Annotated in this window: 13 protein-coding genes; 11 read left to right on the forward strand and 2 right to left on the reverse strand. The window is 64.7% G+C overall.

The genetic code is table 11. The features are described 5' to 3' along the window. Positions 1 to 19 precede the first annotated feature (19 nt). From MF606_RS04595 to MF606_RS04605, 3 genes are all read left to right on the forward strand, one after another. Positions 20 to 1,666: an electron transfer flavoprotein-ubiquinone oxidoreductase gene (locus tag MF606_RS04595; RefSeq protein WP_240232477.1), complete on the forward strand. Its 1,647-nt coding sequence runs from the start codon at positions 20 to 22 to the stop codon at positions 1,664 to 1,666. Positions 1,667 to 1,796: 130 nt separating this feature from the next. Continuing rightward, positions 1,797 to 3,539, forward strand: coding sequence for a tetratricopeptide repeat protein (locus MF606_RS04600; RefSeq protein ID WP_240232478.1), 1,743 nt, complete (start codon positions 1,797 to 1,799; stop codon positions 3,537 to 3,539). Between the two features lie 6 nt (positions 3,540 to 3,545). Then, positions 3,546 to 4,421 (forward strand): 4-(cytidine 5'-diphospho)-2-C-methyl-D-erythritol kinase, encoded by an 876-nt coding sequence (locus tag MF606_RS04605; protein ID WP_240232479.1) that lies wholly within the window; start codon positions 3,546 to 3,548, stop codon positions 4,419 to 4,421. A 201-nt stretch (positions 4,422 to 4,622) separates the two neighbouring features. Here the strand turns inward: MF606_RS04605 and MF606_RS04610 are convergent, their stop codons facing one another. Beyond that, the gene (locus MF606_RS04610) at positions 4,623 to 5,618 is read right to left on the reverse strand and encodes a polyprenyl synthetase family protein (protein WP_240233782.1); all 996 of its coding nucleotides are present in this window, start codon (positions 5,616 to 5,618) and stop codon (positions 4,623 to 4,625) included. Positions 5,619 to 5,847: 229 nt separating this feature from the next. On the opposite strand from MF606_RS04610, the gene MF606_RS04615 reads away from it, so the two are divergent. The 4 genes from MF606_RS04615 to MF606_RS04630 all read left to right on the forward strand — a co-directional run bounded on the left by MF606_RS04615 (position 5,848) and on the right by MF606_RS04630 (position 8,625). Continuing rightward, positions 5,848 to 6,513, forward strand: coding sequence for a tRNA1(Val) (adenine(37)-N6)-methyltransferase (locus MF606_RS04615; protein ID WP_240232480.1), 666 nt, complete (start codon positions 5,848 to 5,850; stop codon positions 6,511 to 6,513). 50 nt (positions 6,514 to 6,563) lie between these two features. Next, positions 6,564 to 7,409 (forward strand): S49 family peptidase, encoded by an 846-nt coding sequence (locus MF606_RS04620; RefSeq protein WP_240232481.1) that lies wholly within the window; start codon positions 6,564 to 6,566, stop codon positions 7,407 to 7,409. A gap of 3 nt (positions 7,410 to 7,412) precedes the next feature. Further along, entirely contained in the window at positions 7,413 to 7,646 is a 234-nt protein-coding gene (locus MF606_RS04625; protein ID WP_240232482.1) for a hypothetical protein, read from the forward strand. A 73-nt stretch (positions 7,647 to 7,719) separates the two neighbouring features. Next, positions 7,720 to 8,625: a glycine--tRNA ligase subunit alpha gene (locus MF606_RS04630; RefSeq protein WP_240233783.1), complete on the forward strand. Its 906-nt coding sequence runs from the start codon at positions 7,720 to 7,722 to the stop codon at positions 8,623 to 8,625. Here MF606_RS04630 and rnk read toward each other — a convergent pair. Then, positions 8,622 to 9,023: a nucleoside diphosphate kinase regulator gene (gene rnk, locus MF606_RS04635; RefSeq protein ID WP_240232483.1), complete on the reverse strand. Its 402-nt coding sequence runs from the start codon at positions 9,021 to 9,023 to the stop codon at positions 8,622 to 8,624. The two genes, MF606_RS04630 and rnk, sit on opposite strands and share 4 nt — an antisense overlap. A gap of 304 nt (positions 9,024 to 9,327) precedes the next feature. Here rnk and MF606_RS04640 point away from each other — a divergent pair, with 304 nt between their 5' ends. The 4 genes from MF606_RS04640 to MF606_RS04655 all read left to right on the forward strand — a co-directional run bounded on the left by MF606_RS04640 (position 9,328) and on the right by MF606_RS04655 (position 14,919). Then, positions 9,328 to 9,888 carry a LemA family protein gene (locus tag MF606_RS04640; protein WP_240232484.1) on the forward strand — a complete coding sequence of 187 codons (561 nt, stop codon included), beginning with the start codon at positions 9,328 to 9,330 and terminating at the stop codon, positions 9,886 to 9,888. A 5-nt stretch (positions 9,889 to 9,893) separates the two neighbouring features. Continuing rightward, positions 9,894 to 11,810, forward strand: a complete 1,917-nt coding sequence (locus tag MF606_RS04645; RefSeq protein WP_240232485.1) for a DUF2207 domain-containing protein — start codon at positions 9,894 to 9,896, stop codon at positions 11,808 to 11,810. Between the two features lie 91 nt (positions 11,811 to 11,901). Continuing rightward, the gene (glyS, locus tag MF606_RS04650) at positions 11,902 to 13,926 is read left to right on the forward strand and encodes a glycine--tRNA ligase subunit beta (RefSeq protein ID WP_240232486.1); all 2,025 of its coding nucleotides are present in this window, start codon (positions 11,902 to 11,904) and stop codon (positions 13,924 to 13,926) included. Positions 13,927 to 13,938: 12 nt separating this feature from the next. Next, complete coding sequence (locus MF606_RS04655; protein ID WP_240232487.1) at positions 13,939 to 14,919, forward strand: DUF808 domain-containing protein; 981 nt, start codon at positions 13,939 to 13,941, stop codon at positions 14,917 to 14,919. Positions 14,920 to 15,067 lie beyond the last annotated feature (148 nt).

Here is a 15,067-nt window from a genome sequence, read left to right on the forward strand (position 1 = left end):
ACGAACGAGGCATTCCTATATGGCAGAGGCCGGCTCGCGCGAAACCCTTTCGACCGACGTCGTGATCGTCGGGGCTGGTCCATCCGGACTGGCGGCCGCCATTCGCCTCAAGCAGCGCCATCCCGAAATTGCCGTGACCGTGGTCGAAAAGGCCGCCGAGGTGGGCGGGCATATCCTTTCGGGGGCCGTCATGGACCCGCGCGGCCTCGACGCACTCATCCCCGATTGGCGCCTCAAGGGCGCGCCTGTCGGGCCCGACGTGACCACCGATACCTATCACCTGCTCACCGCCAAGGCCGATTTCGCGCTCCCCCACCTGCTGATGCCGCCCCAGCTCAAGACCCCGAACGGCGTCATCGTCAGCCTGGGCAATCTCGTCCGCTGGTTGGGCGAGCAAGCGACGGAGCTGGGCGTCGACATCTTCCCGATGACCGCGGCCGTCGATGTGCTGGGCTCCGACAAGGGCCCCGTGCGCGGCATCATCACCGGCGACCTCGGCCGCGATCATGACGGCAATCCCAAGCCCGGCTTTGCCGAGGGCATTGCGCTCGAAGCCAAATACACCCTCATCGCCGAGGGGGCGCGCGGGTCGCTGGCCAAGTCCATCATCGGCGCGCATGGCCTGGCCCGCGAGCCGCAGAAATACGGCCTCGGCATCAAGGAAGTGTGGGAAATCCCCGCCGAGCGCCACCGGCCCGGGCGCGTCGACCACTATCTCGGCTTTCCCCTCGACAATGCGACGGCTGGCGGCGGCTTCGTCTACCACGCCGAGGACCGCAAGCTCTATGTCGGCCTCGTGACCTATTTGGACTACCAGGACCCCACCCTTTCGCCCTTCGACGAATTCCAGCGCTTCAAGACCCACAAGTCCGTCGCGCCCCTGCTCGAAGGCGCGACCCGCATCAGCTACGGCGCCCGCGCCGTCACCGCTGGCGGCTGGCAGTCCATCCCCACGTTGGCCTTCCCCGGCGGTGGCCTCATCGGTTGCGCCGCCGGCTTCATGAACGCGCCGCGCCTCAAGGCCATCCACAACGCCATCCTCTCCGGTATCGGCGCTGCCGACGCGGTGGCCGACGCCATCGGCAAGGGCCGACAGCACGATCTGATCAAGGATTTCGGCACCCGCATCATGGCCACCGGCATTTCCGCTGAGCTGCAGGGCGTGCGCAACGTCAAGCCGCTCTGGACCCGCTTCGGCACCGTACTGGGCGCCCTGGCCGGCGGCATCGAGCTCTGGACCTCGGCGATTCTCGGCCGCTCGCTGCTCGGAACCCTCCATCACAGCAAGCCGGACTATCAGGGCCTCAAACCCATGGGCGTGTTGCCGCCACGCAGCTATGACCGGCCCGACGGCAAGCTGACCTTCGACCGCGCCTCCTCGGTCTATCTCGCCAATCTGGCACATGACGAGGACCAGCCGGTCCACCTGAGGCTTGCCGATCCGGCCGTGCCGGTGCGCGATAACCTGCCCAAATATGGCGAGCCCGCGCCGCTTTACTGCCCGGCAGGGGTTTACGAAATGGCCGAGGAGGGCGGGGCGCCGGTGTTCCGCATCCACGCCGCCAACTGCGTCCACTGCAAGACCTGCGATATCAAGGACCCGGCCCAGAACATCACCTGGGTGTCTCCCGAAGGCGGCAGTGGGCCCAATTACGTGGGAATGTAGCCAGCGGCACAAATTGAGTATCGACGCGCCCGCTAATCACGCTATGTGGCGCGGCCTTGCGGCGCAGTCCCAAAACGGACAATCTTCGCCGCCAGAACGGCCTGCACTGGCCAAGGGAGTACCAAACCTCGTGACATCGCTTGTGAACCGCTTCGCGCGCCCGGCTTTTGTGGCTCTGCTGCTGTCAGCCGCCGCCACCACGGCAGCGCTGACGGCCCAGTCGGTCCAGACCGCGCAGTCCGATCCGGGCGCCGCCTTCGACCTGCTGCCCATGTTCAGCACCAGCGTCACCGGGGCCTATATGGCTGGCCAGCAGGCCCTGCAGGACCTCAAGACTGACGAAGCCGCGCGCTACTTCTACCAGGCCGCCCAGGCCGAGTGGGACAATCCGGTTCTCGTCGAGCGCGCCTTCATCGCCTTTGCCGCCGATGGCCAGATCGGCCAGGCGGCCTCGACTGCCAAGCACCTGCTCGATCTCGACTCCAATAACGAGCTGGCCGAACTGGTTGTGGCGACCGAAGCGCTCAAGGAGCGCCGCTATGGGGCGGCAGAAAACCTGCTCGGCGCCATCGGGCAGGATAGCTTTACCGGCATCACCGCAACCATCCTGCGCGCCTGGGCCCTGGTGGGCGACAACCGCAAGCACGACGCCGATGCCGCGCTCGATGAGCTGGCCGAAAGTGGCCTCGAGGATTTTCTCGTCTTCCACCGTGCTCTCATGGCTGAAGCTGCCGGCGAGACCGACAAGGCCATCGAGTTGGCCGGGCAGGCCTTCGACAACGAACCATTCGTGGCGCGCATCGTCGAGGTTTATGCCCGCATCTTGGCCAATGCCGGGCAGTTCGACGAGGCCAAGGCCGCGATCGCGCAGTTCGAAGATCAGGGGTTGACCCATCCCATCGTGACGGTCGTCAAGAACCAGGTCAATGCCGGCCAGCGCCCGGGCATTTTTGCCTCCAACGTTCAGGTTGGCGCGGCCGAAATGTTCCATGGCATCGGCGTTGCCCTGGCGCGCGATGGCAGCCTCGACCTCTCGCTGGTCTTCCTGCGCATGGGGCTCTACCTCGATCCGTCGGCCGATGTGATTTCTCTGGCCCTCGGCCAGTTGCTCGATACGGCCGCCCAGCACGACGCCGCCAATCGGATTTATGACGCCGTGCCCATGACCTCGGCGATGAAGCCGACCGCGATCGTCCGCGTTGCCCAGAATCTGGATGCACTCGGCGATCGGCCGGAGGCGTTGCGCCGCCTGGGCAATATCGTCGCCACCCAGCCTGACGATCTCGATGCCGTTTCGGTGCTCGGCGACATGCTGCGCTACGACGAGCAATACCCCGAGGCGGCCGAGGCCTATACCAAAGCGCTGGCTTTGACCGGCGGCGAAAGCCCGTCCGATTGGCGCTTCTATTACGTGCGCGGCATCGCCTATGAGCGCGCCAAGGAGTGGCCCAAGGCCGAGGCCGATTTCCTCAAGGCATTGGAACTCAATCCCGATCAGCCGGCTGTGCTCAACTATCTCGGCTACAGCTGGATCGACCAGGACATGCATCTGGAGCCGGCGCTCGAAATGATTGAAAAGGCCGTAGCCGCCCAGCCGCAGGACGGCTATGTGGTCGATTCGCTCGGTTGGGCCTTCTACAAGCTCGGTCGCATCGATGAGGCGGTAAAGACGCTCGAACAGGCCGTGCTGCTGCGTCCCAACGATGCCGAAATCAACGACCACCTGGGCGACGCCTATTGGAAGGCCGGCCGCACGCTCGAAGCCCGCTTCCAGTGGAATGTGGCCGCCTCGGTAGACGAGGTTGGAAACGTCAAGGAGCGCGTCGCACCCAAGCTTGCCGACGGATTGACCGACGAGAACGCGACCCAATAACGCTTCATGGTCGAGCCGCTTGTTCAGCTAGCGCCGGCCAAGATCAACCTGGCGCTGCATGTCACGCGGCGCCGGGAGGATGGCTATCATGATCTCGAAAGCCTCGTCGTCTTCGCCGACGTGGCCGACGAGATTGAAGCGGTGCCATCAGCGGCCGATTCGCTGACCATCGTGGGCCCTTTCGCAAAGGGTCTGGGTAATGGCGAATCCAACCTGGTGCTACGGGCCGTCGCCGCTTTCCGGGCGCGCTGGCCCGATGCGGTCGCGACCGGGCTCGCCATGCGTCTCACCAAGAACCTGCCCGTCGCCGCCGGCATTGGCGGCGGCTCCGCCGACGCCGCGGCCGCGCTTCGGCTGATGGCAGGGCTGTCCAACCAGCCGATCGCGGTCTCCGATCTCTCCGACATGGCTGCGGGCCTGGGCGCCGATGTGCCGGCCTGCCTTGTATCGAGCCCGTTGGTGGCGCGCGGCGTCGGCGAGGTGTTGGCGCCGCTGCCTGACTTTCCCGACTGCCACGTCGTGCTGGTCAATCCCATGATTCCGCTGCCCACAGCGGATGTCTTCCGCCGGCTGCGCGCGCATGACAATTACCCGTTGCCCGAACTGCCCTCGCCACTGACCCGCCCGGCGCAACTCGGCATCTGGCTCGCCGAAACCCGCAACGACCTCCAGCCGCCTGCTGTGAAGCTGGTTCCGGTTATCGGCGATATCGTCGAGCAGTTGGCCGAAACGCAGGGCTGCATGCTGGCGCGCATGTCGGGATCGGGGGCCACGGTATTCGGTCTCTTCGGCTCCAGCGGCCAGGCCCACCAGGCCGCGCAAGTCATGCGGGCCGCCCACCCGGATCATTGGGTGGCGGCAGCACCGCTGATCGTGCCTTAGGCGCACACCGCCCTAGCAGGTCGGGTACGCCGCCCGCCCACATCTACCGGCCGTCACCCTCGGGCTTGACCCGAGGGTTCTGTCCTTTGCTGGGCGCTCATCAAGTGAAGAGCCCTCGGGTCAAGCCCGAGGGTGACGATTGAGATTGGAGGGATTTCGAGCACGGCGAGGAGACGGGGCGCGCTGCAGCACGCGTCCGCCCTAGTACGCCCGCAGCACGCTGAACTCGACCACATCGCTCAGCAGCGTCCGCATCTCCGATGCCGGCAGCACATCCAGCGCCTGCTGCGCTGCGCGGGCATGGGCATGCGCCTGGTCCAGTGTCCGCGCCAGCGTCTTGTGGCGTTCCATGATAGCCACGATTTCGGCGACCTGTTCGGCCGTCGTGTCCATGTCGCCAAGCGCGGCTGTGATGGTGGCGCGCTCAGCCTCGCTGCCCTCGTTGAGGGCAAGGATAACAGGCAGCGTCATCTTGCCTTCGCGCAGATCGTCGCCGGTATTCTTGCCCAGCGTGCCCGATTGCCCGCCATAGTCGAGCACATCGTCGACGAGCTGGAAGGCATTGCCCAGCTCAAGCCCATAGCGGGCCAGGGCCTGGCGCCCCGCCTCGTCCGAACCGCCGGCCATGGCGCCTACTTCGCAGGCGGCCTGGAACAGCACGGCGGTCTTGGCGCGGATCACCTCGGCATAGTCTTCGGGCGTCGTGGTCAGGTCGCCCGTCTTGGCGAGCTGGAACACTTCACCCTCGGCCATGACCGCCGATGCCGCCGACAGCACGCCGAGCGAGGCGATGTCGCCGGTCTCGACCATCATCATGAAGGCCTGGCCGAGCAGGAAGTCGCCCACCAGGATCGAGGCCTTGTTGCCCCAAACCATGCGCGCCGCGGGCTTGCCGCGCCGCATGTCGCTCTCATCGACCACGTCGTCGTGGAGCAGGGTGGCGTTGTGCATGAATTCGACGGCCGCCGCGAAATTGATCGCGGTGCCGGTGCCCTTGCCGAACAGCATGGCGGCGGCGACCGTCAGCATCGGGCGCAGGCGCTTGCCGCCGCTCTCGATGAGATAGCGCGCCAGCTCGGGGACCATTTCGACGTGAGAATCGGCGCGCGACAGAATCAGCGTGTTGACCTTGGCCATGTCGGCCGAGGTTGCCGCCAGCAGCCGGTCGATCGGGCTGGCGATGGGCGCCTCTTTCATCTGCGTCAGAACCGACACCGTCTATCGTCCCCGTTTGCCGCGGCAAATCTGGTTGAGCCCGCCATGGTCACACATGTAAGGTCGCGTAAAACCGGCCTTTTCGGGTGCGATGTCCCTAGACCAGCCAAATGCCTTTGTAAAACACCAAACTGTCACGCGCGATGCCTTTTTGGGTGGGCGGCTCACTCTGTCGCAGCCCCGCTACGGTTTTCGCGCTGGAATGGATAGCGTGCTGCTGGGTGCCGCCGTCGGCGAGGGCCGCAAAACCCTGCTCGATCTGGGTTGCGGCGTCGGCACGGCAGCGCTGGTCGCGCTCGCTGATCGTCCCGGCCTCAAGGCGGTCCTGGCCGACCAGAATGCCGAAATGCTGACCTTGGCCCGCGAGAATGCCGCGACCAACGGCTTCGCCGACCGCACCGGTTTCGCCCATGCCGATGTGGCGGGCACGGGCAGCGACCGTCGCGCCGCCGGCCTCGCCGAAAATGCCTTCGAGACGGTGATCGCCAATCCGCCCTTCTTCGACGACGGCGCCGGCACGCTGGCCGGCAATGCCGGCCGCGCCGGCTCCCGTCACATGGATGCGGCCGCGCTCGACCGTTGGGTCAAGACCGCTGCCGGCTGCGCCGCCGGGGCAGGGGAGATCATTTTCATTTACCCCAGCGAAAGCCTCTCGCCCCTGCTGGCCGCTTTCAGCCAACGCTTCGGCGCTATCACCGTTCTGCCGCTGACGCCGCGGCCCGATGCAGCGGCGACGCGCTTCGTCATTCGTGGCATCAAGGGCTCGCGGGCCCCGCTGACGCTGCTGGCAAGCCGCGCGCTTCATGAGGCCGAGGGGCGGCCCTTCGCAGCCGAATTCGATGCAATCTTTCGTGGGTCTGCGCGCCTCGACTGGTAATCGGCGCCAGCGCATCCTAAATCTGCCCGCGATTGACAAGAGGACGAGCTATGCCCGAACCGACTCCGTCGCGGCGCAATTGGCTGCAACGCATCACCGGCCGTGGCAGGACGGTGATCCCGGTTGTGCGCCTGCATGGCGTCATCGCCGCCGAGCAGCGCCCGGGCCGGCTCAACATCGCTAGTGTCGCGCCGCTCCTCAAGCGCGCCTTTGCCATCAAGTCGGCGCCGGCGGTGGCGATCATCGTCAACTCGCCCGGGGGCTCACCCGTACAGAGCCGGCTGATCTCCAAGCGCATCCGCGACCTTGCCAACGAGCACGGCAAGCCCGTGCTGGTCTTCGTCGAGGACGCAGCGGCATCAGGCGGATACTTCATCGCCGTGGCCGGTGACGAAATCATCGTCGATCCATCCTCGATCGTCGGCTCGATCGGCGTAATCATGGCCGGCTTCGGCTTTGTCGGTACGCTGGCGAAATTGGGCATCGAACGGCGCGTGCACACCGCCGGCACTAACAAGTCGACGCTCGACCCCTTCCTGCCCGAAAAGCAGACGGACGTGGAGCGCATCAAGCAGTTCGAATTGGACATTCATAACGTGTTCATCGATGTGGTGAAAACGCGGCGGGGCGCCAAGCTCCAGGCTGCCGACGACGTGCTGTTCACCGGCGAGTGGTGGACCGGCCTGCGCGGCGTCGAACTCGGCCTGGTCGACACGATCGGCGACCTCCACGAAGTGCTTCACACGCGCTATGGCCCTGATATTGAACTCAAAATCATCGAAGCCAAGCGCGGCTGGTTCACCCTGCCGCGCTTCGGCTTCTCCACCACGGGCCTCACCTCAGATATCGCCGCCACCATTGAAGACCGCGCCGTCTGGGCGCGGCTGGGGCTCTGACCGATGACCGCAATCCTGCTGCGCGTCCTGATCTTCGCCATCATCGGCATCGCTATCTATTTGGGAATACGCAAGATTTGGCGTGATTGGACCAAGCAGTTCAAGGCCGAGGACGACGAAGCCCGCCGTCTTCGCCGCGAGCGCGACCTGCGCGAACGCCAGCAACCCGGCGTCATCGACCTCAAGCGCGACAAGGACGGCACCTTCCGTCCGGGCGACGACGACAAACGCCGTTGACCGCCCTCGGCCGTCAAACTAGAGGTTTGTCCCGATTAGCAGGGACTGCAAGATGACCAATCGCCCATCGTATATGGACCCCCGGAACTCGTTCCAGGGCCTGATCCTGACCCTCCAGCACTTCTGGGCGGAGCAGGGTTGCGTGATCCTGCAGCCATACGACATGCAGATGGGCGCCGGTACGTTCCATACTGCCACGACCCTGCGGGCGCTTGGGCCCAAGCCGTGGAAGGCTGCTTATGTGCAGCCCAGCCGCCGCCCCAAGGATGGCCGCTACGGCGAGAACCCCAACCGCCTGCAGCACTATTACCAGTTCCAGGTGATCCTGAAGCCGTCACCGGAGAACATTCAGGAACTCTACCTCAAGTCGCTGGCCGAGATCGGCCTCGACGCCAGCCTGCACGACATCCGCTTTGTCGAGGACGACTGGGAAAGCCCGACGCTGGGCGCCTGGGGGCTGGGCTGGGAATGCTGGTGCGACGGCATGGAAGTCAGCCAGTTCACCTATTTCCAGCAGGTGGCGGGTTTCGAATGCGCGCCAGTGCCGGGGGAAATCACCTACGGTCTCGAGCGCCTCGCCATGTATGTGCAGGGCGTCGAGAACGTCTATGACCTCAACTTCAACGGCGGGACCGGCGAGGACCGGGTTAGCTATGGCGACGTGTTCCTGCAGAACGAGCAGGAGCAGTCCAAGTACAATTTCGAGGTCGCCGACACCGAAATCCTGTTCCGCCACTTCGCCGATGCCGAGCGCGAATGCCGCGCCATCCTTGCCAAGGGCGCAGAAGGCAACCGCCAGACCATGGCCATCCCGGCCTATGAGCAGGTTGTGAAGGCCAGCCACAACTTCAACCTGCTCGATGCGCGCGGTGTCATCTCGGTCACCGAGCGGCAGAGCTACATCCTGCGCATCCGCGACCTCGCCAAGAGCTGCGGCGAGGCCTGGCTGCAAACCTCCGGCGGCGGCGCGGACGACTAGTCCGCCGCCACCGACAGCACGGTTAGCATGTGCCGCCGGTTGTCGCGGCTGCGCCAGGTGATGGACTGGCCGGCGCGCAGCCCGATCAGGGCCGTTCCGACCGGCGTCATCACCGAAATGCGGCCCTCGGCGATATCGGCATCAGCCGGATAGACCAGCTTTACCTGCTGCTCCACGCCGGCATCGGTTCGATAGCGCACGGAAGAACCCATGCGCACGATGTCGCTGGGCACTTCGCTGTCGTCGAGCACACGGGCGCGCTCCAGTTCGTAGAGCAGTTTGTCCGATTGGTCGGGGGTATGGTCCAGCCCGGCCATGGCCAGGATGTTGAGCAGGCGATGATCGGCCTGGCTCAGGATGATTTCGGGATTGAGGTCGTATGCAATGGTCTCAGCCATGATGAAGTACTTTCCGATATGACCGTCGTCGCGCAGACATGCGCGCCGGTCGGGCCGATAAATGTGAATGGGATTGATGCGCCAGTTCGCGCGTTGAACGCGGCGAGCCTACCCTAAGCAGGCGCCAGCGCGGCGAGCATGCTTAGGGCTGCGATCCCGCGAGGGGATTTTCCAACCAGTATGTGGGAACGCTGCTCATCGCCATAAGCTAGTGCGGGATATGGCTAAGTCAAGCCACCGGCATTGCGCCAGGCGGGCCGCAGTGCCAATGTCGCCACAAATCGGTCCCCTTGGGAGCTTGCACATGATCGGCTGGATTATCCTTGGCCTTGTCGTCGTTGCCGCCATCTATGCCGTCGCCATCTACAACGGCCTGGTGAAAAACCGGCAGATGGTCGAGGAGGGGTGGTCCGGCATCGACGTGCAGCTCAAGCGCCGCACCGACCTCATCCCCAATCTGATGGAGACGGTAAAGGGCTATATGAGCCACGAGCGCGAAACGCTCGAGGCAGTGACCAATGCCCGAGCCGCTGCGACCAGCGCTGCTTCCGGCTCGCCCGAGGAACGCGCCAAGGCCGAAGGCCAGCTCTCGTCGGCCCTGGGCCGGCTGATCGCGACCGCCGAGGCCTATCCCGACCTCAAGGCCAACACGACCTTCCTCGAATTTCAGGCGGCGTTGCAGACTGTCGAAGACGAAATCCAGATGGCGCGGCGCTACTACAATGGCGCCGTCCGCAATCTCAACGTGATGGTCGAGTCGGTGCCTTCCAATTTCATCGCCGGCCCGTTCGGCTTCCAGAAGGCCGAGTATTTCGAGCTCGAGAACGAAGCCGACCGCGCCGTGCCGAACGTCAAGTTCAACTGACGGCAATGCGCCTCGTTCGTCTGTTCGTTGCCGCGCTGCTGGGATTGCTGCTCGCCCTGCCGGCGGCGGCGCGCGAGGAAATCCGCGGCTACACCAGTGACATCGTCATTGCCGTCGATGGCTCGGCCACCGTCACCGAGACGATCGAGGTCACTGCCGAGGGCAACGAAATCCGCCGCGGCATCTATCGCGACATTCCGGTCATCCTGCTCTCGAGCGATGGTGGAAAGGTCAGGCCGCGCCTCGAGGTCACTAACGTGCAGCGCGATGGCCAGGCCGAGACTTATCGCGTCGAGCGCATGGGCGATTTCCAGCGCATCTGGATCGGCGATCCCGAGCGCTATGTCGACCGCGGCCCGCATCGCTACGTTATCACCTACACCATGGACCGCGTGGCGCGATCGTTCGCCGACCACGACGAGATTTACTGGAATGCCACCGGCAATTACTGGATCTTCCCCATCCTCAATGCCCGGGCGACGGTGCGCCTGCCGGACGGAGCGGTCATCACCCAGCTTGCCGGCTATACCGGCGTTGTCGGTTCGACCGAGCAAGCCGTTGCGACCAAGCGGACCAGCGACACCACCGCCACGTTCCGCTCCAGCCGGGCCTTGGGCGCGGGGGAGGGGATGACGATCGCGGTGGCCTTCAACAAAGGCATTATCGCATTTCCCACCGGCTTTGCCGCCTTCACCGAACGACTGTCGGACCTGCGCGAGGTGATCCTCCCGGTCCTGGCGGCCCTGCTGGCGATCGCCTACAACGCGCTGGCCTGGTTCCGGGTCGGTCGCGACCCCGAGAAGGGCGTGATCATTCCGCTCTTCCACCCGCCCAAGGGTTTCTCACCGCCGCTGGTGCACTATGTGCACAAATGGGGGTTTGAGAAATCGGGCTGGACGGCGCTGACTTCGGCCATCTTCGACCTTGGCGTCAAAGGGCTGGTGACGATCGACAATGCCGCCGGCTCGCTGCGGCTCAAGATGACCGGGAAGCAGCCGGAGGAGGCCCTGCCTGCGGGCGAGAAGATCGTCTTCGACTACTTGAGCACCCGACCGACCACGGTCATCGACAAAACCAATGGCCCTGAATGGGCCAAGCGGCGAGGCGAGTTCACGGCCGCCATCGAAACCGAGAATCGCGCGCTCTGGTTCAGGAACAATACCGGCTATTCCGTGTTCGGCTTCCTTCTGGCCGTAGCGCTGCTTGGCGCCATGGTGTTTTCGTCGCTGCTTGACCCCGGCTGGCTCGTGGCCTCGGTCTTCGCCGGCATCATGCTCGCTAGCGTTGGCGGGCTCGCCAGAAAGATGCTCGCCGGCCAGCTGATTTTCCGAGCGATCATCATCCTCTGGATATTCATCATGGCCATCAACTTTTTCGGCCTGGCGATCGATACGTTTACGTCGGCGGCGATCAATGTCGCGTCGATCTCGGCGATCAGCATCGTCGTGATAACAATTGTTTTCGCCGTGGTGATGCGCGCGCCGACTGTGCAGGGGCGCAAGGTGATGGACCAAATCGACGGCTTCAAACTCTATATCGAGACCGCCGAGAAGGAGCGGCTCAACATGGAAAGCGAGCCGCCAATGACCGTCTCGCGTTTCGAGCGCATCCTGCCCTATGCCATCGCACTGGGGGTGGAGAAGCCCTGGAGCGATCACTTCGACGCCGAACTGGCCCGCAATGCCGTGAGCGACGCCAGCTCCGGCTATAGTCCGAGCTGGTACCATGGCTCCACCGGCTCGTTCTCGCAGTCGGCCTCGAACGTGACGAGCGCGGTGAGCGCAGCCGCCGCCAGCATGACCGCAGCAATGGTTGCGGCGCAGCCGGTGCAATCGTCCTCGTCGGGGTTTTCCAGCGGGGGCGGCGGTGGTGGCGGCTCGTCCGGCGGTGGCGGTGGCGGCGGAGGCGGCGGCGGCTGGTAGGCGGCAGGCCCCGGGCGCCGACATTGCGCGCCCCATGGACTTTAGGCTGTACCATTGCTAGGCAATCGGCGCCTGAAACTTGGTTTGTCCCATGCCCGAATTGCTGCTCGAACTGTTCTCCGAGGAAATCCCGGCCCGCTTCCAGCGTCGTGCCGCCGATGATCTCAAGAAAGCCGTGACCAACGCCCTGGTCGATGCGGGCCTGGTCTATGAGGGCGCCAAGGCTTTCGTGACCCCGCGCCGCCTGGCGCTGACCGTGACCGGCCTGCCCGCGCGCTCGCCGGACACGCGCGAGGAAAAGAAGGGCCCCAAGGTCGGTGCGCCGCAGCCGGCGATCGATGGTTTCCTGCGTTCGGCGGGCCTCAGCTCGATCGAGCAGGCCAAGGTGGAGAGCGACCCCAAAAAGGGCGATTTCTACGTAGCCCATATCAACAAGCCGGGCGCCGAGGCAGTCGAACTGCTGTCGGGCATCCTGCCCAAGATCCTGACCGAGTTCCCTTGGGCGAAGTCGATGCGCTGGGGTAGTGGCAACTTCAACTGGGTGCGGCCGCTGCGCGCCATCACCGCGACCTTCGGCGCCGAGAACGAAGAGCCGGTTGTGGTGCCGTTCGTTTCCAACGAACTGGCCGCCGGGCAAACCACGTTCGGCCACCGGTTCCTCGCTCCCGACGCCATCAAGGTGCGGCGCTTCGACGACTATGTGACGGCGCTTGAGCGCGCCAAGGTGGTGCTCGATCTCGACCGCCGCAAGGATATCATTCGCGCCGACGCCGAGCAGCTCGCCTTTGCACAGGGCCTGACGGTGATCGCCGATGAAGGTCTGCTGGAAGAGGTTGCCGGCCTCGTCGAATGGCCCGTGGTGATGATGGGGTCGTTCGACCCCGATTTCCTCAAGCTCCCCGAGGAAGTGATCATCGCCACCATCCGCGCCAACCAGAAGTGTTTCTGCCTGCGTGATGCCGCGGGCAAGCTGGCGCCCAATTTCATCATCACGTCCAACAACGTCGCGACCGACGGCGGCGCGGTGATCACCGCGGGCAATGAGCGCGTCATCCGCGCCCGCCTCAGCGACGCGATGTTCTTCTACCAGGGCGATCTGGCCCTGCCGCTCGAGCATGGCCTGCCCAAGCTGGAAGACACTGTGTTCCACGCCAAGCTGGGCAGCCAGTTCGCCCGGGTCGAGCGCCTGGTCAAACTGGCCGGCGAGATCGCGGCGCTGGTCGGCGCCGATCCCGAGCGCGCCAAGCGCGCGGCGATGCTGGCCAAGGCCGACCTCACAACCGGTATGGTTGGCGAGTTTCCCGAATTGCAGGGGCTGATGGGCCGCTATTATGCGGCGGCGCAGGGCGAGCCTGCCGACATCGCAACCGCTGTCGAGATGCATTACAAGCCGCTCGGCCCCACCGACAAGGTGCCAACCGAGCCGGTATCCATCGCAGTGGCCCTGGCCGACAAGCTCGACCTGCTCACCGGCTTCTGGGCCATCGACGAAAAGCCCACCGGCTCGCGAGATCCGTTCGCGCTGCGCCGTGCAGCACTGGGCGTGATCCGCATCATCACCGAAAACGGCCTGCGCTTTCCGCTCGAGGTCGATGCCGACCTGCTCGCTTTCTTCCACGACCGTCTCAAGGTGTCGCTGCGTGACGCCGGCGCTCGCCATGACCTTGTCGACGCGGTTATCTCGGCCGACAGCAACGACATGTTGCAGATCACTCAGCGTGCCGACGCTCTTTCGACTCTGCTCTCCTCAGCGGACGGTCAGAATTTGCTGGCAGGTTACAAACGCGCGACCAACATTCTGGCAGCAGAAGAGAAGAAGGATGGCAGAACGTATGCAGCAAGCTTGCAGCAAGATGCACTGAAGCTGCCGGAGGAAACCGCGCTGGCTTTTGCCGTCGACGCTGTCCATGCTGCCGTTTCCAATCACGTCGCCAAGGACGATTTCAAGGGCGCCATGGCCGAATTGGCCACCCTGCGGGCCCCGGTCGATGCGTTTTTCACCGCCGTTCTGGTCAACGATGCCGACCCCGACGTGCGCGCTAACCGATTGAATTTGCTGTCTCGCTTGCGCGACACCATGCATCTGGTCGCCGATTTCTCCAAGATTGCCGGCTAGGGAGCCAAAGCCATGAGCGTCGGTCTGCTCGCACTGCTCGATGACGTCGCAGGTCTGGTGAAGGTCGCGGCGGCGTCGCTCGACGATATTGCGGGGCAGGCCGCCAAGGCTGGCGTCAAGGCGGCGGGCGCCGTCATCGACGACGCTGCCGTAACCCCCCGTTATGTCGACGGTTTTTCCGCCGACCGCGAATTGCCGATCGTCGGCCGCATCGCTTGGGGCTCTATAAAGAACAAGATTATCTTCCTGCTGCCCGCAGCGCTGCTGCTGAGCCTGTTCCTGCCTTGGGCCATCACCCCTTTGCTGATGATCGGCGGCGCCTATCTCTGTTACGAGGGCGCCGAGAAAGTGTTCCACGCGCTGGCGCCGCATGATGCAGAAACGCATGAGGCATCGCTGGAGCCGGTCGCAATCAGCCCGCAGACGCTCGAGGAACAGAAGGTATCGGGCGCCATCCGCACCGATTTCATCCTCTCCGCCGAAATCATGACCATCGCCCTCGCAGCGATCGAGGCGCCCGATATCTGGACCCGGGCACTGATCCTCGCTGTGGTTGCCGTCGGCATCACGGTGGCGGTTTATGGCGGCGTCGCGTTGATCGTCAAAGCCGACGACTTCGGCCTGTGGACCGCAACCCATGCCCGCACCGGCGCCGGGCGCGCCTTCGGGCGCGGCATCGTCAAGGCCATGCCGGGGTTCATGCAGGTGCTGAGCCTGGTCGGAACGGCGGCGATGACCTGGGTCGGTGGCAGCATCGTCGCCCACGGCCTCTACGAATTCGGCATTGATGGCCCCGAGCACATCATCGAAGCGGCCGCCCATTGGGCTGAGCAGGCATTTCCCTTTATGGCGGCCTTCGCCGGCTGGTTCGCTACCGCGCTGGTCGATTTCATCATCGGACTAGCGCTGGGTGCACTATTGATCCCGGTGGCCGGTTATGTGGTCGCGCCGGTCTGGAAGGCGATCAAAGGCCTGCTGCCGCAGCGAGCTTAGCTTAATCAGCCCCAGCCATCGACGCTTCCCGCGGACTTGATCCGCGGGTCACCGCCCGCTTGTGCGGCGTTGCGAGTGACCCGCGGATCAAGTCCGCGGGAAGCGCTGGTGATTGTAGAGCGTCTAGTGCGGACGGCCGATATTGGCA

Origin of the sequence: Devosia lacusdianchii, assembly GCF_022429625.1 — a bacterium.
Taxonomy (GTDB): domain Bacteria; phylum Pseudomonadota; class Alphaproteobacteria; order Rhizobiales; family Devosiaceae; genus Devosia; species Devosia lacusdianchii.